Annotated in this window: 17 protein-coding genes; 15 read left to right on the top strand and 2 right to left on the bottom strand. The window is 36.7% G+C overall.

All coding sequences use genetic code 11. The features are described 5' to 3' along the window. Positions 1-329: 329 nt before the first annotated feature. Positions 330-635: a helix-turn-helix transcriptional regulator gene (locus tag IGL36_RS03120; protein WP_002355748.1), complete on the bottom strand. Its 306-nt coding sequence runs from the start codon at positions 633-635 to the stop codon at positions 330-332. Positions 636-1,457: 822 nt separating this feature from the next. Between IGL36_RS03120 and IGL36_RS03125 the strand changes: the two genes are divergently transcribed. Together IGL36_RS03125 and IGL36_RS03130 are read left to right on the top strand one after the other, a co-directional pair. Continuing rightward, positions 1,458-4,103 carry a calcium-translocating P-type ATPase, PMCA-type gene (locus tag IGL36_RS03125; RefSeq protein WP_002355749.1) on the top strand — a complete coding sequence of 882 codons (2,646 nt, stop codon included), beginning with the start codon at positions 1,458-1,460 and terminating at the stop codon, positions 4,101-4,103. A 333-nt stretch (positions 4,104-4,436) separates the two neighbouring features. Then, the gene (locus IGL36_RS03130) at positions 4,437-6,443 is read left to right on the top strand and encodes a KUP/HAK/KT family potassium transporter (protein ID WP_002381294.1); all 2,007 of its coding nucleotides are present in this window, start codon (positions 4,437-4,439) and stop codon (positions 6,441-6,443) included. A gap of 69 nt (positions 6,444-6,512) precedes the next feature. Here IGL36_RS03130 and IGL36_RS03135 read toward each other — a convergent pair whose 3' ends face one another. After that, positions 6,513-7,211 carry a helix-turn-helix domain-containing protein gene (locus IGL36_RS03135; protein WP_002397962.1) on the bottom strand — a complete coding sequence of 233 codons (699 nt, stop codon included), beginning with the start codon at positions 7,209-7,211 and terminating at the stop codon, positions 6,513-6,515. A gap of 124 nt (positions 7,212-7,335) precedes the next feature. Between IGL36_RS03135 and IGL36_RS03140 the strand changes: the two genes are divergently transcribed. The 13 genes from IGL36_RS03140 (at position 7,336) to IGL36_RS03200 (ending at position 25,054) form a co-directional block, all read left to right on the top strand. Continuing rightward, on the top strand, positions 7,336-9,480 hold the full coding sequence (locus IGL36_RS03140) for a heavy metal translocating P-type ATPase (RefSeq protein WP_002397961.1): 2,145 nt from the start codon (positions 7,336-7,338) through the stop codon (positions 9,478-9,480). Between the two features lie 123 nt (positions 9,481-9,603). Continuing rightward, on the top strand, positions 9,604-11,028 hold the full coding sequence (locus IGL36_RS03145) for a helix-turn-helix domain-containing protein (protein ID WP_002404996.1): 1,425 nt from the start codon (positions 9,604-9,606) through the stop codon (positions 11,026-11,028). Positions 11,029-11,096: 68 nt separating this feature from the next. After that, entirely contained in the window at positions 11,097-12,008 is a 912-nt protein-coding gene (locus IGL36_RS03150) for an aldo/keto reductase (protein ID WP_010716825.1), read from the top strand. Positions 12,009-12,195: 187 nt separating this feature from the next. Next, positions 12,196-14,844 (top strand): DNA polymerase I, encoded by a 2,649-nt coding sequence (polA, locus tag IGL36_RS03155; RefSeq protein WP_002355755.1) that lies wholly within the window; start codon positions 12,196-12,198, stop codon positions 14,842-14,844. Between the two features lie 99 nt (positions 14,845-14,943). After that, entirely contained in the window at positions 14,944-15,786 is an 843-nt protein-coding gene (gene mutM / locus IGL36_RS03160; RefSeq protein WP_002397956.1) for a DNA-formamidopyrimidine glycosylase, read from the top strand. Further along, positions 15,783-16,382 carry a dephospho-CoA kinase gene (coaE, locus tag IGL36_RS03165; protein ID WP_002397955.1) on the top strand — a complete coding sequence of 200 codons (600 nt, stop codon included), beginning with the start codon at positions 15,783-15,785 and terminating at the stop codon, positions 16,380-16,382. Before mutM ends, coaE begins: the two co-directional genes overlap by 4 nt. 179 nt (positions 16,383-16,561) lie before the next feature. Further along, complete coding sequence (gene nrdR / locus IGL36_RS03170; RefSeq protein WP_002381296.1) at positions 16,562-17,044, top strand: transcriptional regulator NrdR; 483 nt, start codon at positions 16,562-16,564, stop codon at positions 17,042-17,044. Positions 17,045-17,059: 15 nt separating this feature from the next. After that, entirely contained in the window at positions 17,060-18,469 is a 1,410-nt protein-coding gene (locus IGL36_RS03175) for a replication initiation and membrane attachment family protein (protein ID WP_002364727.1), read from the top strand. Beyond that, complete coding sequence (dnaI, locus tag IGL36_RS03180; RefSeq protein ID WP_033605475.1) at positions 18,469-19,398, top strand: primosomal protein DnaI; 930 nt, start codon at positions 18,469-18,471, stop codon at positions 19,396-19,398. The genes IGL36_RS03175 and dnaI overlap by 1 nt, the downstream gene beginning before the upstream one ends. 81 nt (positions 19,399-19,479) lie before the next feature. Beyond that, positions 19,480-20,688 (top strand): hypothetical protein, encoded by a 1,209-nt coding sequence (locus tag IGL36_RS03185; protein ID WP_002385036.1) that lies wholly within the window; start codon positions 19,480-19,482, stop codon positions 20,686-20,688. Between the two features lie 13 nt (positions 20,689-20,701). Then, positions 20,702-22,222, top strand: coding sequence for a hypothetical protein (locus IGL36_RS03190; RefSeq protein ID WP_002404998.1), 1,521 nt, complete (start codon positions 20,702-20,704; stop codon positions 22,220-22,222). Next, complete coding sequence (locus tag IGL36_RS03195; RefSeq protein WP_002355763.1) at positions 22,212-23,795, top strand: hypothetical protein; 1,584 nt, start codon at positions 22,212-22,214, stop codon at positions 23,793-23,795. Before IGL36_RS03190 ends, IGL36_RS03195 begins: the two co-directional genes overlap by 11 nt. Continuing rightward, positions 23,792-25,054 carry a glycosyltransferase gene (locus IGL36_RS03200; RefSeq protein WP_002355764.1) on the top strand — a complete coding sequence of 421 codons (1,263 nt, stop codon included), beginning with the start codon at positions 23,792-23,794 and terminating at the stop codon, positions 25,052-25,054. The genes IGL36_RS03195 and IGL36_RS03200 overlap by 4 nt, the downstream gene beginning before the upstream one ends. Positions 25,055-25,063: the final 9 nt, after the last annotated feature.

Genomic DNA, 25,063 nt, shown 5'->3' on the forward strand with positions numbered 1-25,063 from the left:
GCAGAATACTTGGGATTGAAACAAAAATATATTATGATAAACACGTGATTTTTGGAATCACAGTAAAGGTGTGCTTTATTTTTTCTTCCCCTGTAAATAATAAAGTTAGAAACCAAAACGCTACTAGGACAAAAGTGCTTAGTAGACAATCTTAGAATAAAAAGAACGGCGCAACCACGGTTGCGCCGTTCTTTTTTATGTAAGCAAAGATTAATTATTGAAACAACAATACGAAGAAGGGCTTTCTTCGTATTGCCGGTACTAAGTTGTACCTCGGCAACTCCAAGTACAATCAGAAAAATTGTCTTGTTAAGTACAGCTTATACTGTTTAGGCTTCTTGTTCTACATCGTCATTCAGTGTTTCTTTGAAGGTGAACACATCATCAATGGTTACGCCAAAGACGTTCGCGATGTCATGCGCAAGAAGTAATGAAGGATTGTACTTGTTTCGTTCCAGTTGAATAATTGTTTGTCGAGAGACACCGACTCGATTGGCCAAATCTTGCTGGGTCATACGAGCCATAGCACGATAAACATGAATTGAACTTTCAAACGAAGATTTTTTCTTTTTTCGCATAGCATTCCCTCCTTTAAAAGAAGATAAAATAGAATGTGCACCTTGAATATAACACATATGATTATTTGATACAAATATATTTTATTGCCTAAAAGAAAAAACCGAGCTTAAATTTAAGCTCGGCCTTGTTAACGGGAAGACATCAATTGGTTGAATAAGTGTTTACATTTCGCGATACATGTAAAGCAAAAGGTGAACGTGATGTGGTGAAACTAAAACCTTGTTTTCATACAGTTTCGACGCTTGGATGGTGGATAACTTGCGTTAGGTGATAACAGATAGGGTAAATGCTTTATAGAAACTCCATCCTTCTATAACCTTTCCCTATTTTCCGATACGAGTTATCACTAACAATTACTCTACACGTATTGTTTACAGGTGAATCTTGCAATTCTAACAACTTTGAGTTTACCGATTTTTATCTACTGAGAAAATCTTCAACCAATTGATTTGCATGTCCTCCTTACACTTAAAGAATAGCACTTTTTGGAAGCGTTTGCAAATTATAACACTTATTAATAAGATTAAATATAATATTTTTCTGGTTATTTTATAACATGTAAAATAAATAATCATGCGAACCAAATAACATTGTATTTTTTGTTGTTTTTGTGTTGAATATATAGAAATAAACTATTTTTTTATCAGACAAAATGAAAAAAATGTCCATTGCTTTTTGGCTGAATTCGTTTCTTTTTTCATAAAATTCCCATAATCAAATAGAAACATTGCTGTAGCAACAACGAAAATACCAGTTTTTTCTGGACATATGAGAGAACGCTAAGCCAAAGATGAAAAAAGTTGCGTGTTCAAAAAAAATCATGTTATATTTAATAGAGACACTATTATATAGGAAGAAAAAATTAGAGGGGGAATAGGATGGAAGCTTACAAGCAATCTGTCGATACTGTCACAAAAGAAGTTTCAGTCAATACTGAAACTGGGTTAACACAACAAGAGGCCCAACAACGGCTGAAAGAAAATGGCCGCAATCAATTTGAAGAGGCTAAGAAGGATTCTGTGTTAAAGAAATTTATTCACAGTTTATCTGATTTTACAACGATTATTTTATTAGTTGCTGCGGCAATTTCGTTTTATACAGCAATCGTAACAGAACATGGCGAATATTTTGAAGGAATCTTAATTATTGCAATTGTGATTATCAATGCTGTTTTAGCCATTGTTCAAGAAGGAAATGCTGAAAAATCTCTGGCGGCTTTACAAGACATGAACAAGCAAAGTAGTGCAGTCTTACGAGATGGCAAGGTAATCGAAGTCGATGCTGAAGAACTAGTAGTAGGAGATGTTCTAGTTCTTGAAGCTGGTTCAATGATTACAGCCGATGCACGACTTATTCAAGCTTCTCAAATGCGCGTAGAAGAGTCAGCACTAACAGGTGAAAGTGAACCTGTTGAAAAAGATCCTACATACGTGGGGCATGACGATGATGGCTTAGGAGATCAAATAAATATGATTTTCAAAGGCTGTACCGTTGTGAATGGCCGCGGACGAGCAGTAGTAACTGCAACAGGAATGAATACAGAAATGGGTAAAATTGCTGGGTTACTGAATAACAGCGATCAGCAAAAAACACCATTACAAAAACGCTTGAATCAATTAGGCAAACGTATTAGTTTGTTAGCCTTAGGGGCTGCAGCAATTGTTTTCATTATTGGTGAACTGCAAGGAGAACCGCTTCTTGAAATGTTTATGACAGCCGTTTCCTTAGCGGTGGCAGCTGTACCAGAAACACTAACCGTGATTGTAACGTTAACCTTAGCATATGGTGTTCAAAAAATGGCTAAGAAACATGCGATTATTCGTCGATTGCCAGCAGTAGAAACGCTAGGAACTGCGAATGTTATCTGTTCTGATAAGACAGGAACACTGACACAAAATAAAATGCGCGTCCGCCGAGTATGGCATCGTGGTGATGAAGTAACGGATACGGAAGATGCCATGACCGATGAAGCCATGGAAGTATTGAAAATGGCTGCTTTATGTACAGATGTCATTGTGGAAAAAGAAGGCGATGAACTAACTGTTACAGGGAATCCGACAGAAGCGGCAATTGTTCGTGCTGTCGAAGAAAATTATCATACTAAAGAAGAACTTGAAGAAAAATATCCTCGTATTGGTGAAATTCCCTTTGATTCAGAACGAAAAATGATGACTACGGTCCATCAATGGGGGAAAAAGTACATCTCAATTACTAAAGGAGCCTTTGATGTGTTACTACCTCGTTTTGGTTTCGGAGATGTCGATCAAGCGGCTATTGTTAATGATCGTTTCGGAAAACGAGCGTTACGAGTTATTGCTGTCGGTTATGCCGTATATGATGAACCACCCAAGGAAATTACATCAGAGGCTTTAGAAAAAAATCTTCGCTTGTTAGGCTTAATTGGCATGATTGATCCACCACGTCCAGAAAGTAAGGGCGCCATTGCTCGTGCGAAAAAAGCTGGAATTAAAACAGTCATGATTACTGGTGATCACGTGGTAACAGCCAGTGCAATTGCTAAAGAATTAGGAATTTTAAAAGATAAAAGTGAAGCCTTATCTGGTTCAGAACTGAAAAAAATGAGTGATGAAGAATTAGATAAACGGGTTAAAGATTTATCCGTTTATGCACGTGTAACCCCTGAAGATAAAATTCGAATTGTTCAATCATGGCAACGTTCTGGCGCTGTTGTAGCAATGACCGGAGATGGCGTGAATGATGCGCCAGCCTTGAAAGCTAGTGATGTCGGTTGCGCAATGGGGATTACTGGAACAGATGTGGCCCAAGGCGCTTCAGATATGATTTTGACGGACGATAACTTTGCAACTATTGTTGATGCGGTTGCGCAAGGACGTGCCGTGTACCGAAATATTCGTAAAGCCATTAACTTCTTGTTAAGCTGTAATATTTCTGAGATTTTTATTGTTTTAATTGCCATGTTACTTGGTTGGGGTGCGCCATTTACTGCAGTTCAACTGTTGTTTGTTAACGTGGTCGCAGATGGGTTACCTGGTTTTGCATTAGGAAAAGAACCAGCGGAAAAAGGAATTATGGATGAGGCACCAATCCCTAAAAACGAAGGGATTTTTGCACGAGGCTTATGGCAAAAGATTGGGATTAATGCAGCAGTGTTCACAGTCATTACTTTGTTTGGTTTTTACCTAGGTGCCTTTGTACCAGGTGTTTCAGCCTATGTTTCAAACAGCTATGAAGTTGGACAAACAGTGGCATTTTTAATCTTAGCTTATTCCTCTATCTTACATGTCTTTAATGTTCGTAGTGCGAACTCTGTTTTCCGTGTAAAATTATCAAGCAACAAGTCGCTCTTTGAAATGGTCGTTTTAGCATTATTAATTACCACAACCATTGCTTTATTACCATTCACACAAGAACTATTTGGATTAGTGCATATTAGTTTAAATCATTGGATGTTAGCAATTTTCCTATCCTTTGTGCCAATTTTCGTCAATGAAATGATTAAGTTCCATTTCTCTGAAGTCGAAGAGGAAGAAGAAGTGATTTAAATTTAACAGGAATAAAAGAAGCTACCTTTGTTCAGAAAATTATCTTAATAGTTAGCAAGTGGGGCAGCAGTCGTTTCGACTGCTGCCCCACTTATTTTTGATTTTCCTTTTTTCAAAATAGGTGGGTTTCTTATCTAAGATGGACATTCTCTAATAAAAAGACTTGCTAAACGATTTAAAACGTATTATAGTGAGTAGCATCGTTAGTCAAAAAGCGCTTTTTGACTAATGAAAAAGATATATAAAACGTTATATAATAAAGAGTTTTAAAAGTTTTTATGGAGCTGTTGGTTAAACTAAACGAAGTCATTTCTTTTGTAGGAGGAAAGTATTGTGTTACACAAAGCAGAGGGGTTTGATCGTCGGAAATTTACGATGGCAGGGATCTTAGTTGCCATGGGCGTTGTCTATGGAGATATTGGAACGAGCCCTTTATATGTAATGAAAGCCATTGTAGGAGATAATGGTGGCTTGGCACGGGTTTCTGAATCGTTTATTTTAGGTTCGGTCTCGTTAATTTTTTGGACATTGACTATCTTAACCACGATTAAATATGTTGTTATTGCTTTAAATGCTGATAACCATGGAGAAGGTGGGATTTTCTCTCTTTATACATTGGTTCGTAAAAAAAGTAAGTATTTGATTATTCCCGCAATGATTGGCGGTGCCGCTTTACTGGCTGATGGCGTTTTGACCCCAGCTGTGACAGTGACGACAGCGATTGAAGGCTTACGGGGAATTCCGGCATTTTTTGAACGTTTTGGCAATGACCAAACGATTATAGTGGTTATTACGTTGACGATTATTTTAATTCTTTTTTCTGTTCAACGATTTGGAACAGAATTGGTCGGGAAAGCTTTTGGGCCGATTATGTTCTTGTGGTTTACTTTTTTAGGCATCATTGGTTTAATGAATTTTAGCCAAGATTGGACGGTTATTCGTGCATTAAATCCATATTATGCTTTGCAATTACTAGTCAGTCCAGAAAATAAATTAGGTCTATTTATTTTAGGGAATATTTTCTTGGCTACAACTGGTGCTGAAGCTTTATATTCTGATTTAGGGCATGTAGGAAAAATGAATATCCGCATTAGCTGGCCGTATATTAAGATTTGTTTGATTCTTAATTATTTAGGGCAAGCTGCGTGGTTGTTAACGGTCAAAGAAAACCCTGAAATGCAGGCATTAGCTGAAATTAACCCATTTTTCCAAATGATTCCACGAGGTATTCTCGTATTTGGCGTTGTTTTTGCAACAATCGCCGCAGTGATTGCTTCGCAAGCGTTAATATCAGGTTCGTATACTTTAGTTTCTGAAGCGATTAAATTGAAGTTATTACCAAGACTTAAAATTATTTATCCTGGGAGCAATATCGGTCAAATGTATATTCCAGCGGTAAATTTAATTTTGTGGTTAGCTTGTTCAGCAATCGTGCTGGCTTTTAGAACATCGACACACATGGAAGCTGCGTATGGTCTATCGATTACGATTACGATGTTAATGACAACCATTTTATTGTTGTTTTATCTTTTGGATAAAATTCCAGCTTGGTCTGCGTATCTAATTTCCTTGTTCTTTGCTGCCATTGAAGTTGTCTTTTTCTTTTCAAGTGCTGCGAAGTTTTTCCATGGTGGATATGTTGCTGTGGGAATGGCAGTCTTCTTGTTATGCATCATGATTATTTGGGAACGCGGCAACGAGATTAAGGAAGCGACGGCGGAACAAGTGTCGTTGGAAAAATATGTACCACAACTTAAAGCTTTGAAAGAAGATACGTCTGTACCTATGTATCAAACCAACGTGGTCTTTTTAACCTCCGATCGAGTGGACGGTGAAATTAATCGTAATATTATTTATTCGATTTTGGACAAACAACCAAAACGAGCGAATGTTTATTGGTTTGTTAATGTTCAGGTAACAGATGAACCCTTTACTCAAGAGTATTCTGTTGACATGCTAGGAACTGATTTTATTGTGCAAGTTCAGCTATATTTAGGCTTCCATATTTCTCAAGAAGTGAATGTATATTTAAGACAAATTGTTCATGACTTGATGAAAACAGGCCGCTTGCCAAAACAGCCACAACGTTATTCATTAACGCCAGGAAGAGAAGTTGGCGATTTCCAATTTGTATTAATTCAAGAAGAATTATCTAACGTTTCTGAACTGAAAAAATGGGATCGACAAATTATGCAGGCAAAATTAGCTATCAAAAACTTAACTACCTCTCCTGAAAGTTGGTTTGGCTTGGAATACAGTGAAGTCAAATATGAATCCGTTCCTTTAATCATTGGCCCACAACGGAAAACGCACTTAGTCGAACGAAAGAATCGTTCATAAATAGAAGAAATTTAACTAAAAGATTGAGCCTAAGTCCTTGAGATACATGGCTCAATCTTTTTTGTAGAATCAGAGTAAATACTGTAATTCCACAAAGAATTCATTTAAAAGCGTTTGGTCTTTAAAGGAATTCATCCGCTTAAAGATGGCCAGTAAGACTTCTTTTTGAGGTTCAGTTAATTGATCTACTTTTAACAAAGGAAGAAAAGCGATAATCAGAGAATAATCCAATTCTGGATTTTGAGAATGTGTAAATAATTCATGGAGTTCTGACAAAATAAACGGATGATAATAAGATTGGTCAGACTGTTCTTCTGCAGTTGTTGGTTCATAAATAGAAATACTCTCTTGGGAATGAGAGGGGGCTTCTACTGTTAAAGGAAAAGCATAAAAGGACTGCTGTAACTTTTGCGCTTGAATCATAATTTTTAAGGAATCGTGATAGGATAGCTGTTCTTCAGATAAACGTCCCATCAACTGAGTAAAAAAAGGTGGTTTTAGCAGTTGTTTATTTTGAAAATTTTCTTTTAATAGCTGGCGCACAAATCGATCGAAATCACCATAAAGTAGCCAATCTACTGTTGTATCGCAGGCTTTAGCGATTTTTTTTAAGTATCGTTTATTGGGTAAATTCAAACCTAGTTCCCAGTTACTAATTGTACTTCCACTAGATAAACCAATTTTATTGGCTAAATAACGTAAAGTGTACTTCTTCTTTTTTCGAGCGTCACGCATGCGTGCCCCGACTTGCTTTGTAGTAATTTTCATTGAAACACTCCTTTTGTAATAAATATGAGGATAAGGTGTTCTTAAAATATACATACGCAAAATTCGGCTCTTTTTTTTCTAAACTAAAAAAAGTAATTATTTCTAACAATTTTCATCTTGTGCTATGCTTAAGATGAAAATACTTAAGAAGAGAAGGGATCATATGTCAGCAAAACATAATCATGAACAACATCAGGAAAAACAGCCAACAATGTCCCACGATAAAATGAATCACATGAATCATGACATGGCGCATGAACAAATGGCTATGTCACACCAACATGAAGGAATGAAGGGAATGGACCATTCAATGCATATGGGGAATTTTAAACAAAAATTCTGGCTGTCATTGATTTTAGCTATTCCGATTATTGTTCTTTCACCAATGATGGGTTTTCAATTACCTTTTCAATTTACTTTTCCAGGTTCTGATTGGTTGGTCTTAATTTTAGCAACTGTGCTATTTTTTTATGGTGGACAACCATTTTTAAGTGGCGCTAAAATGGAATTACAGCAAAAGAGTCCGGCAATGATGACGTTAATTGCGATGGGGATTTCGGTATCATATTTTTACAGCTTATATGCGTTTTACATGAATCATTTTACGAATCAGGCCCACGTGATGGACTTTTTCTGGGAATTAGCCACTCTGATTGTTATTATGCTTTTAGGCCATTGGATTGAAATGAATGCTATTTCTAATGCTGGTGATGCCTTGAAAAAAATGGCTGAACTGTTGCCTGACACAGTCAAGCGAATGACTGAACATGGGGAAGAAGAAATTCCTTTGCAAGATGTCCAAGAAGGCGATCGCTTGATTGTTCGTTCGGGAGATAAAATTCCGACAGATGGTAAAATTTTGAAAGGAAGCACAACAGTCGACGAATCGATGGTTACAGGGGAATCAAAAACAGTAGAAAAAAACATTGGCGACTCCGTGATTGGTGGAGCAGTCAATGGCAACGGAATGATTGAAATTTCGGTAACTGGCACGGGTGAAAATAGTTACCTGTCAAAAGTTATGGAGATGGTTAAACAAGCGCAATCGGAAAAATCAAAACTAGAATCCATTTCAGACCGTGTAGCCAAGTGGTTATTCTATATTGCCTTATTCGTAGGTGTGTTAGCATTTATCGGTTGGTTAATGGCGACGAAAGATTTATCGCTAGCATTTGAACGAATGGTTACAGTTTTTATTATTGCCTGTCCCCATGCGTTAGGCTTAGCAATTCCTTTAGTGATTGCTAGAAGTACCTCCATTGCTGCTAAAAATGGCTTACTTTTAAAAAATCGGAACGCATTAGAACAAGCCAATAAGGTTGAATATGTGTTGCTGGATAAAACTGGTACTTTAACAGAAGGACAATTTACAGTTACTGGCTTAGAATTAATGAGTAAGCAATTCACTAGAGAAGAAGCACTTAAATATATTGGAGCATTAGAAAAAAATGCAAACCATCCGTTGGCAATTGGGATCATGAATTATTTAAATAAACAAGCCGTTCAACCTTATGAAGCCCATAATCTGCAAGCTTTATCAGGCGTAGGACTGGTTGCTACTGTTCAAAACCAAGAAGTCAAAATAGTCAATGAAAAAGAAGTTGCACGGTTACAGTTAACCTTCGATGAAACAATTAAAACAAACTATCAAGAGCAAGGAAACACCTTGAGCTATTTAATCATCGCTGGTCAATTAGTCGCACTGCTTGCTTTAGGAGATAAAGTCAAACCAGAAGCTAAAACATTTATTGCAGAGTTACAAGCGCAAGGAATTACGCCAGTCATGTTAACAGGGGATAATCAAACAGCTGCCAGTGCAGTTGCTAATTATTTAGGAATGAAGGAATACTACGCAGAGCTCTTACCAGAAGATAAAGAAAAAATTGTGCAGCAGTATCTTACTGAGGGGCATCAGGTCATGATGGTAGGAGACGGTATTAACGATGCACCAAGTTTAGCCCGTGCTTCAATCGGCATTGCGATAGGAGCTGGTACAGATGTAGCAATTGATTCGGCAGATGTTGTACTGACGGATAGTGATCCTAAAGATATTTTAAGGTTCTTAGATTTAGCCAAACAAACACGACGTAAAATGATCCAAAATCTTTGGTGGGGAGCTGGGTACAATATTGTCGCCATTCCTTTAGCGGCTGGGGTCCTTGCACCACTTGGGATTGTTTTAAATCCAGCTGTAGGTGCTGTCTTGATGTCATTAAGTACAATTATTGTAGCAGCAAATGCTATGACACTGCATATTTCAAAAAAATAATTCGATATAATTGTAGAGAGCGGAAAGTAATCAATACTTTTTGTTCTCTATTTTTTTCTTCTTAAAAAAATTTTTGCCTTATTTGACGTATTCTTATAACAAGGGAGTGAAAGGGGACGATATATGGATTTCAAGGAATTATTGTCTTTTGAACATAAAAATATGTTGGAATTGTTGGATTTACTGCAACAAGAGCAGACATTTTCTGTTTTGATGGCTGCAGAAAAACTAAAGGTGAGCGACAAAACCATCCATTGTTACATTCAACGTTTTGAAAAAAAGCAGGAAACGTTTAAGATAGAAGGGCTTTGTAAGATTTATACAACGACCAAAGGAATTGTAAAATATCGTGAATTATGCGTTTGTGGCTTGGCTCGGTTTAGACAAAAATTTTGTTATTTTATTCCCGAATTTTATATTTTACGTTGTCTAATTGAAGAGCGAATCAATTATGCGCAATTGACCCAGGTATTGGGATTACAGGAATCAACTCTTCGGAAGAAACTTTCTAATATTCGACGTTGGCTAGTTAATTTTGATATTATTGTACGTCAAAAACATTACGATTTAACTGGCAATGAATGGCAAATTCGACAGTTAATCCTTTGTTTTTATTTGTTTTTTCAAGAAAGCTGTCTAGAAGAAAACAGAGAAATGACTCGGAAAATCATTACCTTTTTTGAGTTGGATTTAAATGTAGCACAACAGAATCATCTTAGTTGGCTAATTTATATTTGGGAGAAACGATACCGAGGCGGGCATGAAATTTTAGTGCCAAAGGCTAATTTATTTCAACAAACAAGTGCTTTTTTTTATTTATTTCGTGTGGAAGTGTTGAGCACTTCTTTTATGTCTCTTAAAGAACAAAAAGCGTTATTTGTGATTCTTGAAGCACATTTTGGTGGTTGTTTTGGCAAGAGAGCGCGAAAGTATTTTATTCATGAGCAAATGAAAATAGAAAGTTTATGCTTAAAAACAGCTATTTTTATTATGAAAGAAATTAGGAGAAATTTTACACAACATCATTTTAATTATCAAGAAATTCATTTATGTCGATTTTTAAGTACGCATATGAATAGTTTATTAGACGGACAAGCATGGTTGCCAGCTCATAAACAGGAACAAACACTCGCTGCTCGTTATCAACAAACCTGGCACAGATTACAAAAACTTATTAGGCTTTTAAAACGCCTATATCCAGTCTTTACTTCAGTAAAAGAACGGGAATTGACGAGTTGCTATTTTTATCACATCCTAGATTTATTTAACCCGATTTTATATGAAAAAAAATATATTATTTGCCTATTGACGGACTTTCCTCCAGAAAAGGAACGAGCGTTGGGGCAATCTATAAAAAGCTATTTCAGTGAAAAAAAGAATATTACAATTATTCATGGAAAACCAACGTATCAACTTCACCAAGCACACCTCTTAATTGTCAATCATTTGTTTCAGATGAACGTAGCGCTTTCTTCTAAGACAGTGGTTTATTTGCCAGAGGAATTATCTCCTGCTTTTTTTGAAAAAGTCGAAGCGAATCTACCGTAAGAAGTCCAATTTTGTCTAAATAGTGTTAAAATGAAGAAGTAAGAGGAATGGATGAGGAGGATATTAAAATGAAACAACTGCAATTTGGTACAAGTGACGAAACAGTTTCTTCGGTTATCTTAGGATGTATGCGCTTAAATGGTGCTGAAAATCCTCAACAGGTAATTGAAACTGCTTATGATCATGGCATTACATTTTTTGATCACGCCGACATTTATGGTGGCGGCGACTGCGAAACCATTTTTGGTAAGGCCTTAAAAGAAAGTACCATTCGTCGTGAAGATATTTTTATACAAACAAAATGTGGAATTCGTCAAGGCTTTTTTGACTTTTCGAAAGCACATATTTTAGAAGCGGTCGAAGGGAGTTTACAGCGTTTAGGTGTAGATTCAGTCGATGCATTATTGTTGCATCGTCCAGATACTTTAGTGGAACCAGAAGAAGTAGCTGAAGCTTTTCATTTATTAGAAAAACAAGGGAAAGTTCGCTATTTTGGTGTAAGTAACCAAACGCCAGGACAAATTGAACTTTTAAAAACAGCTGTTAAGCAACCATTATTAGCTAATCAATTACAATTTGGCATCAAGCATACTGGCATGGTGAATCAAGGCTTACAAACAAATATGGAAATATCAGGAAGCATTGATTATGATCATGGTATTTTAGATTATTCACGGTTGAAACAAATGACTATTCAAGCATGGTCACCGTACCAATATGGTTATTTTGAAGGTGTCTTTATTGGAAATGAAAAATTCCCTGAGTTAAATCAAAAATTAAGCGAATTGGCTGAAAAATATCAAACAACGCCAACTGGCTTAGCCAGCAGCTGGATTCTGCGCCACCCTGCTAATATGCAAGTCATCGCAGGAAGTATGAATCTTGGTAGAATTGAAGAAATTGCTAAAGCAGCAGACATTGTGATTAGTCGCGAAGATTGGTACGATATTTATCGTGCAGCGGGAAATGTTTTGCCGTAAAAAGATTCTCATACTTGTGAAGATCCAGCGTGTATTGCTGATTGATTTTGGTATTTGATATAGTTGTCACTAAGGAACTATGTCAAATACCTTTTTCTTTCATTCTGCAATCGCCGTCTACTGCAAATTCTGTAGTTTTTTGTTAAAATAGAAAGGAAACTAGTTTGCTAAAGATGAGGGGAAAAAAATGACCAAAAAAAAATTATTACTCGTTGATGGAAACAGTGTAGCCTTTCGTGCATTTTTTGCGCTACATAACTCATTAGAACGATTCAAAAATAAAAACGGCTTGCATACAAATGCTATTTATGCGTTTAACAATATGTTTGAAAATGTAATGCAAAAAGAAATGCCTACTCATGTTTTAGTCGCTTTTGATGCAGGGAAAACCACATTCAGAACAGAATTTTATTCAGAATATAAAGCCGGACGTTCAAAAACACCGGGGGAATTTAAAGAACAAATGCCGTATATTCGTGAACTTTTAGAAGGTTTAGGCGTAAAATATTATGAACTACCTAACTATGAAGCAGATGATATTATTGGTACATTAGCCAACAAAGTTGATAAAGATGAATTTGATGTTGTCGTGTTATCAGGGGACCGAGATTTGACACAATTAGCGACGGACACTGTCAAAGTAGATATCACTGTTAAAGGAGTTAGCGATATTGAATCATATACGCCTGAGCATATTGCTGAAAAATATGATGGGTTAACGCCTAAGCAAATTATTGATATGAAAGGGTTGGCTGGCGACACGTCGGATAATATTCCAGGTGTAACGAAAATCGGTGAGAAAACCGCGATTAAGCTGTTAAAACAATATGGCTCAGTTGAAGGGGTTTATGAGAATATTGATGAAATGAAAAAAAGCAAAATGAAAGAAAACTTGATTAATGATAAAGAGCAAGCCTTTCTTTCTAAACGTTTAGCGACAATTGAAGTCAATGCACCAGTCGAAGTCAATGTGGAAGACTTGGCATATGAAGGAAAAAACTTAGAAAAATTGGTTCCTTTTTATAAAGAAATGGACTTTAAACAATTTTTAGCTAAGTTGGACATTACAGAAGAACCTGTTGAAATGGAAGATATTTTATTTGAAGTAGTCGAAGATCAGTTAACCAATGAAATGTTTACAGACGATATGGCTCTTTATGTTGAGATGATGGAAGATAACTATCATACGTCACCGATTGTCGGCCTTGCTTGGGGCAATAACAAGAAGATTTATACCACGAATAATTTAGCTGTTTTTGAAAGTCAGCCATTTATCGACTGGTTGATGGATGAGACACGTAAAAAAAATGTCTACGATGCAAAACGGACATATGTTGCGTTAAATCGCTATGTAGGAAAAATGACAGGGATTGCCTTTGATGTTTTATTGGCTGCTTATTTACTTGATACCAATGACAATAACGCGGATATTGAAGGCGTAGCACAACATTACGGATATGATGCGATTCAATCTGATGAAGCCATTTATGGAAAAGGGGCCAAAAAAGGCTTGCCAGAGGACGAAGAAGTTTTCTTTGGTCACTTAGCACGTAAGATTAAAGCAATTCAATTTTTAACAAGCAAATTAGATAGCGAATTAACAGAAAAGAATCAAGCTGATTTATTCTATAAAATGGAATTACCACTTTCTCGTATTTTAGGCGATATGGAAATAACTGGAATCCGTGTTGATGCCACGCGCTTAAAAGAAATGCAGGTAGAATTTTCAGAACGTCTGAAAGAAATCGAAGAAAAAATCTATGCAGAAGCTGGCGAAGAATTTAATTTGAACTCACCTAAACAATTAGGCGTTATTTTATTTGAAAAAATGGGCTTACCTGTGATCAAAAAGACGAAAACTGGTTATTCAACAGCGGTGGATGTTTTAGAACAACTAAAAGAACAAGCACCAATTGTGGCAGATATTTTAACTTATCGTCAAATTGCCAAAATTCAATCAACCTATGTTGAAGGACTCTTAAAAGTAATTCAGCCAGATAATAAAATTCATACTCGGTATGTACAAACACTGACCCAAACAGGACGGTTAAGCTCAGTAGATCCCAATTTACAAAACATTCCTATCCGTTTAGAAGAAGGCCGAAAAATTAGAGAAGCCTTCGTACCAAGAGAGGATAATTGGTTGATTTTCTCTTCTGATTACTCTCAAATTGAGTTACGTGTGCTCGCACATATTTCTAATGATGAGCATTTAAAAGAAGCGTTTGTGGAAGGACAAGATATCCATGCCAGCACTGCAATGCGAGTTTTCGGTGTTGAAAAAGCAGAAGATGTCACACCTAACATGCGTCGTCAAGCTAAAGCGGTGAATTTTGGAATTGTCTATGGTATCAGTGATTATGGCTTGTCCCAAAACTTAGGCATTACTAGAAAGCAAGCGCAACAATATATTGACACCTATTTTGAAAAATATCCAGGCGTGAAACAGTACATGGAAGAGATTGTCCGCGATGCCAAAGACAAAGGCTATGTGGAAACATTGTATCATCGCCGTCGTTATTTAAGTGATATTAATTCAAGAAACTTTAATCTACGTTCGTTCGCTGAACGTACAGCGATTAATACACCGATTCAGGGAAGTGCCGCAGATATTTTAAAAATTGCGATGATTGAAATGGCGCGTCGTTTAAAAGAAGAAAAATTACAAGCGACAATGTTATTACAAGTGCACGATGAATTAGTTTTTGAAGTACCAGAATCAGAATTAGAACAATTAAATCAACTCGTCAAAGAAGTGATGGAGCACGCAGTTTCCTTACATGTGCCACTTATCACCGATAGCAGTTGGGGAAAAACATGGTATGAAGCAAAATAATAGCTTACCCATTAAGAACGATGAATAAAATAAGGATAAGTAGGATCTGGACGTTGGTATCTAAGCGTTCAGACCTCTTTATATAAAGGAGCAAAAATAATGCCAGAATTACCAGAAGTAGAAACAGTGCGAAAAGGACTTGAAAAACTTGTTGTAGGAAAAACCATTCAAGAAGTCATTGTTTTTTGGCCAAGAATTATTGAATCACCAGAAGTTGATGTATTTCAAGGTCAATTAGCTGGTCAAACGATTGAAGGAATTGAGCGAAGAGGAAAATTTCTGATTTTTAAATTGTCTGATAATGATATGATTTCTCACTTACGGATGGAAGGAAAATATGAATTTCATCAGGTTGATGATGAAATTGCCAAACATACCCATGTAATGTTTACTTTTACAGATGGCACGCAATTACGTTATTTAGATGTACGGAAATTTGGCCGTATGACATTGGTTCCTAAGAATCAAGGTCATCAATATAAAGGGATTTTAGCTTTGGGCCCAGAGCCAACACCAGACGTTTTCCAATTAGCTACTTTTCAACAAGGCTTGAAAAAGCATCATAAAGCAATTAAGCCATTGCTGTTAGATCAAAAGCTAGTGACGGGCTTAGGGAATATTTATGTAGATGAAGCACTTTGGCAAGCGCAAATCCATCCAGAACAACCAGCAGATTCCTTAAAACCTGCGGAAGTTGCTACGTTGTATCAAGCAATCATTGACGTCTTGGCACGCGCTGTTGAAGCAGGTGGAACCACCATTCGCACCTATCTAAACGCGTTAGGAGAAGCAGGGACTTTTCAAGTAGCGTTGAATGTCTATGGGCAAACAGGCTTACCTTGCAATCGTTGTGGTACGCCAATTGTTAAAACAAAAGTGGCACAACGTGGTACGCATTATTGTCCACAATGCCAACAATTGAAAGGTCGTCGATTGAAATGACAAAAGTTTTAGGCATTACAGGAGGGATTGCGACAGGTAAAAGTACGGTTGTTGCTCTTTTTAAAAAAGCGGGTTATCCAATTGTTGACGGCGACATTATCGCCCGAGAAATTGTTGCAAAAGGGCAACCAGCCTTAGCCGCAATCGTTGAAACTTTCGGACCAGAAATAGTATTAACAACTGGTGAATTGGATCGGAAAAAGTTAGGACAATTAATTTTCGCTAATCCTCAAAAAAGAGAGCTGTTAAATGAAACGCTGAAACCTTTTTTAAGAAAAGAAATTTTACGTCAAATTGAAGAAGTTAAAAAGAAAGCCGCCCTGGTTATTGTTGATATTCCTCTGCTTTATGAAGCTCATTATGAGGCGATCATGGATCAAGTTGCTGTGGTATATGTACCAGAAAAGATTCAAAAAGAGCGTCTGATGGCCCGAAACCAATTAACAGAAGAAGAAGCACAACAACGAATTGCTAGCCAATGGCCGATTGAAATGAAAAAAGAACGAGCAGATATCGTGTTTGATAATCAAGGAACTAGAGAAGAAACGGAACAACAAGTGAAGAAGTGGCTAGAGGAACAAACTGAAGAGAAGTGAATATTTTTTTAATGACGTAAAATGTTTTGAAAATTTCAGAAAAAACAGTGAAAGTCTTTGTTTTTATTAAAAAATGGCAAAGATTCAACGAAGAACCAGTTCTAAAGACCTAGTAATAGCGCAATTTCATGTTATAATATAGGCAACAAAAATTATACAGAATAGAAGAGGTGAACGTTATGCGTTGTCCAAGATGTCATCATAATAATTCCCGTGTTATTGATAGCCGTCAAGCAGATGATGGACGTGCAATTCGCCGTCGTCGTGAATGTGAAAATTGCAGTTATCGGTTCACTACATTTGAAAGAATTGAAGCGGCGCCATTACTTGTAATCAAGAAAAATGGGGATCGTGAAGAATTTAATCGTGATAAAATTTTGCGTGGGCTCATTCGCTCTGCGGAAAAAAGACCCGTTGCTATGGAACAAATGGTTCAAATTGTCGATAATGTTGAAAATCGAGTGCGTAGTTTAGGGGAAAATGAAGTCTCTACAACGCTTATCGGTGAATATGTGATGGAAGATTTAGTCAATCTAGATGAAATTGCCTACATCCGCTTTGCGAGTGTTTATCGACAATTCAAAGATATGAGCGTGTTTTTGAAAGAGTTACAGGACATTGTCGACAAAGCAAAATCTTCTTCTCCTGACTCAGAAAATTAAAAAGGAGGTCTTTCTTTGAAAGGAAATCGGCAAAGAATCCAACCAAAAAATATTTTTCAAGCGGTTATTGATTCACCGCTTTCTGATCAAGAGAAAGAGGTTTTAACCTTTTTATATCAACCAATTGTCGGCGCCAATGCGTTTAGTTTATATTGGCTTTTGTTATCTGAAACAACAGACTCAGAGGAGAATGGCTCGCTGTTTCATGCAGATTTAATTAGTTTGCTGGACTTGAGTTGCCAACAATTAGAAGAAGCTTGCTACAAATTAGAAGGCATTGGGTTGCTAGAAACGTATAAAAAAACAGATCGGGAATTAGGAGATTGTTATTTATATTATTTAAAAGCACCTGAAACAGCCGCTCGTTTTTTTAAAGATGAAGTGTTAGCTTTAGTGTTATTTAATCGGGTTGGACAACGGAAATTTGATCAATTAGTGCAAAAGTTCCAACCGCATCCTACTAAAACAGAGGGCTATCAAAATGTTTCCGCTAGCTTTCAAGAGGTTTATGCCTTTAAAGAAGAACAAATTGTTTCCGAAGCGAACCGATTGACAACGATTCAAGAAACTTTTTCTCAACAAGAAAAATCGAAGAAAATTTCTGTATCAACGGATTCTTTTGATTGGCACTATTTTGTGGAAGGTTTGCACCGTTTAGGCTTACAACTGCCTGAAGATGAGGCTAGTTTTCAAGAAGAAGTCTATGTTTTTCATCAATTATATGGCATCAATGAGTTAGATATGGTAGACTTTGCTTCGAAATCATTTGACTATTATACAAGTCGAATTTTGCCTAAGGAATTAGTGCGAACGATTCATCAAGCGTTTGATCCTGATAAAAAACCACAACCAACAAACGTAGTGACAAACAAGCAAGCACAATTGACGGTGGAAGAGCAACAAACGTATCGATATAACACATTAAAAATGAATGGTTTTTCTGAACTGGATATTCAAATGATTATGGATAGTGAAAAGAATCCGCCTATTCAATATTTAGAAGCTTTAAAAAATAGTCGAGGCGGCTATACGACACCACAAGAACGTTCATTAGTGAAATATTTGGTTGCCAAATCAGGCTTACCGACTAGTGTGATTAATATTTTGATTAACTATGTTTACAATATTCAACAACAACCGACTTTAAAAGCGGAGTATGTGAATCGAATTGCGAATGAATGGGGACAAAGTGGCATTCATTCACCAGAAAAAGCAATTGAACATGTCAGAGAATTGGCAAAACAAAGCCAAACCAAACAAAAACAGCGACAACAAAATTATTCAGGGAAACGCCAAACTGTTCGACAAGAGCGATTGCCAGAATGGGCAGATCAGCCAAACGATGAAACAAAACTTTCCCCAGAAGAACAAGCCGAGTTAGATCGACAAATTCAAGAATTTTTAAACCAAGGAGGTGACCAATGATGGAAGACGTAGGAAAAGAAATGTCAAAAATTATCCAGAAGCGTGACATCAATGAACGATATGAAGAACTGGTTAACGAAGTATTGAAAGATCAAGATGTTCAAGCCTTTATACAAGCAAACCGAGAGCGTTTAAGCGATGAAGATATTCGTAAAAGTTATGCTAAGCTGTATGAATTTGTTCAAGAAAAAAAGAAATTTCAATTAAACGATCCGGCAATGATTGCCCCAGGCTATGAGCCAAGATTAATGTTGAATTTTCATTACATTGATGTAACGTATGTCCCAACGGCTGATTTAATCGCCCGTCAGAAGGAAGAAGAAATTCGCAATCGAGTAAGGGCAATGGACATGCCAAAAGATGTCCGAGAAGCAAATTTACGAGATTTCGATCCATCTTCTCAAGGTCGAGCCAAAGCGTTAGCAGAAGCAGTGCAATTTTTAAGAGAATATCCTGCGACACCAAAAGAATTTCATAAAGGGCTCTATTTACAAGGCCCCTTCGGTGTAGGAAAATCTTTCTTATTAGGTGCGATGGCTAATGCTTTAGCAGAACGTGGATTTACTACGACAATTGTTCATTTTCCAACATTTACAGTAGAAATGAAGCAAGCCATTGGTCGCGATCAAGTTGGTGAAAAGCTCGATGCAGTAAAAAAATCCCCTATATTAATGATTGATGACATTGGTGCGGAATCCATGACTAGTTGGATTCGTGACGACGTTTTAAGCGTAATCTTGCAATACCGAATGCAAGAACAATTAGTTACTTTTTTCTCTTCCAATCTAGATTTAAAAGCTTTAGAAGAGCATTTAACCGTGACGCAACGAGGAGAACAAGAGCCGCTAAAAGCCAGACGAATTATGGAACGTGTGCGTTATCTGTCAAAAGAGATTACGATGACAGGAAATGATCGACGAAACGGTTAAAGCAATCCTTTTATTTTTATGGATTGCTTTTTTTCTTGCGCTTGAAGAGGTAGCGTAAGTTTCGCAAAAACAAGTACTTTTGTGTACACTGACAATAAAGAAGTGAGGAAAAGAGGCGTAACAATGAAGAGAAAACTTTGGATTTTTATTGGGGTATTCGTGGTGCTTCTGGGAGGATATTTTCTTTTGTTTAGAGAAAAATCCTATAAAGTAGAGGTGGAAAAAGTGAATCCAAAAATTCAACGCTTAATGTCGACAGACAAACAACATTTTTTAACAAAACATGAATTTCACACAAAAGAAACCGCTGAACGCAAAGATTTGTTGAAGTTTTTTATTGAAACCCGGCTCAAAACAGACGGCGGCTTTTTAACCAATTATTTACCAGATGCTGAACGCAAAGATGTCGCCACAGGACATGAGTTGCTAAGTGAGTCTTCGGGTCTATATTTGCGTAATTTAGCTTTTGATACGCAGGGACGTTTTGATAATTTTTACAAGCAGACGAAAGACACCTTTTACGACGGCGTCCAATTTAGTTACCGAATTGACGAGCAAGGCAATAAGTACAATGTCAATGCCTCGATTGATGATTTACGGATCATTCGTTCATTAATTGAAGCAGGGGGGCATTTTAAAACAGATCAGTACGATCAAGAAATTAAAAAATTAGGCAAGAGTTTTATGAAAACCTCTATGAAAGATAATATTCTAATTGATTTTTATGATAGTAAATCAAAACAACAGTCTTCAGAAACTTCTTTGTTTTATATTGACTTAATTACGCTGGGTTATTTATACAAAGAATTTGGGATTTCAGCAGACTACTTGCAGTATCATTACCAATTAATAGACGATGGCTATATTTCTGATGATTTACCTCTTTATCAAACGAAGTTTAATCATCAAACAAATAAATACGAAAACAACGGAACACTTAATATTATTGAATCTTTATTAACGATTGTTCATTTAAGTGAAGTGGGTATGGCGAAACAGACTAGTATTGATTTTGTACGAAAACAAGTTCAGCAAGGAACGCTTTTTAACTCGTATGATTTAAATGGATCGCCCGTGGATAAAAATCAATCTGCAGCTAGTTATGCGATAGCGGCTTTAATTGGTGTTGCCGAAAATGACAAAGAGTTGTATCGTGCGGCAATTACAGTACTTAATAATTTTCAAATTATGGATTCAAGCAGTCCGATTTATGGAGGATTTGGTGATAAAGTTACGAAACAAGTCTATTCCTATAATAACTTAATGGCTCTTTTGGCCTATGATTTCTAGATGAGGTGAAAGCATGGAAAAGATCAAAAAATACATGAACTCGGCTTTTGAATGGTTGAGCCGTTATATTTCTCCAAGTCTTTTGGCCGTTTTAGGGATTGGGTTAGTGACAAGCATTTTGTTATTTGTTTATCCGATTAATGGCTTGGGAGATAATGGCGAGTATTTTCGTGTGTTAAATTCAAATAGTCTTTATCGTGTCAATGGTGATAGCTACGACAATGTGGCCTATTTTGTTAAGGACTTTTCAATTATGCGTTATTTTAATGAAACAACGACGCACTTTGTTTCCACTCAACAATTTTTCATCACCATTGCCATTTGGCTTAATAAACTTTTTTATAGTCAAACACTTTTCGATATTCGTTTCTTAGGTTTCGTTTATCTTAGTTGTTTTTTAGTGTCAATTTATATTCTGGTACGAGGCTTAACCGAAGGCGTATCTTTGAAAAAAAGTTATCTTATCTCCTTGTTGGTTATTTTCATCTTGGGGGATACCTCCTATACGATTTATTTTAATTCCTTTTATACAGAAGCGACGAGTTTTTTACTTTCTGTGAGTGTCTTAGCATTTTCAGTCTATTTTTATCGGGTGACGAAACCACGAACTTGGCTCAGAAGAATAGTTTTGGTTATCTTGGCACAAGCAGTAGTACTTTTAATAGGAACAACACGCCAAGAATATTTGCTGATTATTGGCGTAATTATTGCTGGATTAGGATTTTTTGTCTACTTGTCACAACATTACCAACGATTGTCAATGACGGCCTTTTTAATTGCGTTGATTGGTTTTACAACGTTAGCAGCTTTTATCGTTCCTAACGATATCTATGAACGTGATGTATATCACAGTATGACGCGCGGTGTAATGAAGGATAGTAAGGTTCCAGATAAACGGATGTCAGAGGGCGGAATCAACCCGCAATATGGGTTACAAAAGGGACGTTCCTACTTTGAAGAATACAGTCCCGTGTCACCAACTTCTGAACAAATGAAAAAAGATTTTTTTGATAAAACGAGTTTTGGATGGGTGTTATTGAATTATTTAAATTATCCATCTGAATTATGGCAAGGGCTGAATTCAGCGGTCCCAAATGTTTACTTAGTAAAGCCTAATAATGTGGGGAATTTTGAGAAAACGACGGGGCGTGCACCGCTGGAACAATCTAAATTTTTTATGGTGTATAACCGTATTAAAGCCAGTTTTTTTCCTAAAAACTTTGCTTTCTATCTATTATTAGGCGTGATTCTGTTTGGTTTATATGGCGTTGGTTTATACAGAGGAATCAAGAGAAACGAACCCAGATTAGTTTTTCGCTTCTTTTTAATGACAGGGATTTATCTTAATTTATTAGTTGTTTTCATTTCAACAATTATTATTGATGGGGATAGTGACTTAGTACGTCATTTGTTTTTAGTCTCAGTATTTTTAGATTTTCTCTTGTTACAAATTGTTTCTGATGTTATTGGTAAACGAATGTGGCAAGATACAACACCACAAGTCATTGGGGAGGTAGAGGGAATTGAAAAATAAACAATATCTTATTGGCTGGGTGTGTTTCTTACTCTTTTTCGTTTTTTGTGGCTTTGCCAAACCGGCGCTGGCTGCACCAAGTAAACATGTCTTACTTGTCTATGACAGCTTGAATATTGCTGGGAAAAAAGAAAATGATGTGGATGCTTTACAACGAGTGTTGACGAGTTTTGGAGTAGAAGTTCAGAGTGTGGCGGTGTCAGACTATGTGCCTGGAGAATTGCTAAATGATGGCTATGACAGTTTGATTTCTATGGTGAATTGGCCTGAACAAGCCGGCGTTATTGCCTCTGATTTTCTAGCAGATCGAGTTCATTTTAAAGGCAAACAATTACACATTGGTCGAAACATGCGTGACGATGAAAAACAATATTTTAGCGGTACATGGAAAGAATTAAGTCATCGTCAATATCGGTTAGAAGATGAAAAAAACCGTTTTTCTCAAGTATTGCCTTTTCAAGATCAATCAGTTGTGCTGGAAAATACGCAAGGTCAGACGGTTGGCCGATTAAAAACACAAGAATTAGCACCAGAAGAATATCCATTTGGTGTAATTGAGAATGGGCATGCTTTTCTACCAATGTTTGAACGCAAAGGCGCTGTTTTTTTAGAAAGCTTAGACGTAATTAGTCAATGGCTGGAAAGTGAAAAAATGTCACGGCCGTTTTTGACGATTTCTGATTTTAACCCGTTAAGAGATATGTCTGTGGCAACCTATTTGCAAGAAGAATTAGTTAAAACCACGTATCCTTATATTTTATCCAGTACGAGCGTTTCACAAAACAATACGATTTTACCTTATAAACTATTTACGAATGCGTTACGTGCGTTTGCTTCGACGGGGGTTATTTTCTTAGAAACACCGGTCGTTAACAATGTTGATTTAAATGACCAACGTGCTTTGAAACAATTGATGGAGCAGCAGATTAGTTTATTGGTCGACAGACATGTCTATCCAGTAGGCATTTCTGCTCCAGGATACTGGAATCAAGACCTTCAATACCAAGAGGATGGTCTAGCAATTAGTGATACAGTGATTCTAAGAGAAAATCCGCCGATTGAACGCGTTTTTTATCGGAACCAAACGGGAGAATCAATCACTTATAAGAATGCTTTGTTTGATTTACCGTATGATTATTTATCGGGGATTGAATGGACGGATAAAGATAATCCGAATGACTATCGATTTCCAATGCCCACCACCATTAGTTTTTCATTTCCAAATTCTAAAAAAGAAGTGGATCATCTAATTCAAGAAGTCAAGGAAGCACCAATAGTGTTTAGTGTTTCAGAAGCGGATCAACATTTCACTGTTCAAACACAAACGCAGAAAATCGAATTTCGGAATAATCGGTTCTTCTTAAACAATCAAATTGTCAATGGTTTGGCTGATACAGGGGCCTCAACAGTTGAAAAACAACGATTTACAGGCTTATTTTCATTCTTTTTCAGTATTACAAACAATATTTTGATTGGCGTTGTCACGCTGACTTTAATCATCCTGATTATTTTGTTTATGATTGGACGAAAGAATTATCGGTCGAAATATATTAATAAGGAGGAAGACAAATGACCATTGCTGACATTGTAATGTTAACAGCAACTATCATTATTTGGAGTCTACTAATTGTAAATATTCTCTTAGTTATTTTTGGCTATGTTTATTATTTAAAAACAGATCCTGTCGCACCACCACCTGTAGAGGACGAAGACGCGCCGTTTGTTTCAATTATGGTGCCGGCCCATAATGAAGGAATTGTCATTGTGCGGACAGTTGAAGCGTTATTGAATTTTAATTATCCGCAAGATCGCTATGAAATTATTGTGATTAATGACAACTCAAGTGATAATAGTGCTGAGCTTTTAGCGAATGTCCAAAAAAAGGCGGTTAATCGAAATTTGCAGATTATTAATACAGACAATATAACAGGTGGGAAAGGTAAGTCTAATGCCTTAAACATTGGTTTCAAGCAAGCCAAGGGGGACGTGATTGCCATTTATGATGCGGACAATACACCTGAACCGAATGCACTCCGTTATTTAGTTGGAGAGTTAATCGCTAGTGAGGAATACGGCGCGGTTATTGGTAAATTTAGAACGAGAAATCGCAATGCAAGCTTGTTGACACGCTTTATTAATATCGAAACACTGGCCTTTCAATGGATGGCACAAGCCGGTCGTTTTCAATTATTTAAGTTATGCACGATTCCTGGCACAAATTTCATTGTTCGTCGTAGTATTATTGAAGCCATTGGCGGCTGGGATGACAAAGCGTTAGCCGAAGATACAGAAATCAGTTTCCGCATCTATATGATGGGCTATAAAATTAAGTTTCAACCAAAAGCAGTGACGTGGGAGCAAGAGCCGCAAACTTTGTCAGTTTGGTTCCGACAACGGACGCGATGGGTCAAAGGCAATATTTATGTCATTGTTAAAAATGCTAAATTATTGTTTAATCCTAAAGCGAGTCGGATCCGTTTTGATATTTTATATTTCTTGTCCATTTATTTTCTCTTAATGACATCGCTCGTTTTGTCAGACATCATGTTAGTTTTATCAATGTCTGGTTACTTAACAACGACCCTGCAAGGATTTAGCAATTCCTTGTGGTTGTTAGCGATTTTGTTATTTATTTTCAGTACTTTTGTCAGTATTACGACCGAAAAAGGCGAAATGACTTTAGAGAATATCTTAATTATTGCCTTGATGTATATTACATACAGTCAGATGTGGCTAGTAGTCGCCGCTTATGGCATGGTGATGTATATTAAAGAAAATGTTTTTCATAAACAAACACAAACAAAATGGTACAAAACTGAACGATTTAAATAAGGAGGAAAC

Origin of the sequence: Enterococcus sp. AZ011, from assembly GCF_050548355.1 — a bacterium.
Classification (GTDB): domain Bacteria; phylum Bacillota; class Bacilli; order Lactobacillales; family Enterococcaceae; genus Enterococcus; species Enterococcus faecalis.

What these genes read in the sequence shown, in the direction of transcription:
- IGL36_RS03120 (WP_002355748.1), bottom strand. Translation starts at nt 635, where the DNA reads ATGTGTTATATTCAAGGTGCACATTCTATTTTATCTTCTTTTAAAGGA.
- IGL36_RS03125 (WP_002355749.1), top strand. Translation starts at nt 1,458, where the DNA reads ATGGAAGCTTACAAGCAATCTGTCGATACTGTCACAAAAGAAGTTTCA.
- IGL36_RS03140 (WP_002397961.1), top strand. Translation starts at nt 7,336, where the DNA reads ATGCTTAAGATGAAAATACTTAAGAAGAGAAGGGATCATATGTCAGCA.
- dnaI (WP_033605475.1), top strand. Translation starts at nt 18,469, where the DNA reads ATGGAAGACGTAGGAAAAGAAATGTCAAAAATTATCCAGAAGCGTGAC.
- IGL36_RS03145 (WP_002404996.1), top strand. Translation starts at nt 9,604, where the DNA reads ATGGATTTCAAGGAATTATTGTCTTTTGAACATAAAAATATGTTGGAA.
- polA (WP_002355755.1), top strand. Translation starts at nt 12,196, where the DNA reads ATGACCAAAAAAAAATTATTACTCGTTGATGGAAACAGTGTAGCCTTT.
- IGL36_RS03135 (WP_002397962.1), bottom strand. Translation starts at nt 7,211, where the DNA reads ATGAAAATTACTACAAAGCAAGTCGGGGCACGCATGCGTGACGCTCGA.
- mutM (WP_002397956.1), top strand. Translation starts at nt 14,944, where the DNA reads ATGCCAGAATTACCAGAAGTAGAAACAGTGCGAAAAGGACTTGAAAAA.
- coaE (WP_002397955.1), top strand. Translation starts at nt 15,783, where the DNA reads ATGACAAAAGTTTTAGGCATTACAGGAGGGATTGCGACAGGTAAAAGT.
- IGL36_RS03150 (WP_010716825.1), top strand. Translation starts at nt 11,097, where the DNA reads ATGAAACAACTGCAATTTGGTACAAGTGACGAAACAGTTTCTTCGGTT.
- nrdR (WP_002381296.1), top strand. Translation starts at nt 16,562, where the DNA reads ATGCGTTGTCCAAGATGTCATCATAATAATTCCCGTGTTATTGATAGC.
- IGL36_RS03190 (WP_002404998.1), top strand. Translation starts at nt 20,702, where the DNA reads ATGGAAAAGATCAAAAAATACATGAACTCGGCTTTTGAATGGTTGAGC.
- IGL36_RS03200 (WP_002355764.1), top strand. Translation starts at nt 23,792, where the DNA reads ATGACCATTGCTGACATTGTAATGTTAACAGCAACTATCATTATTTGG.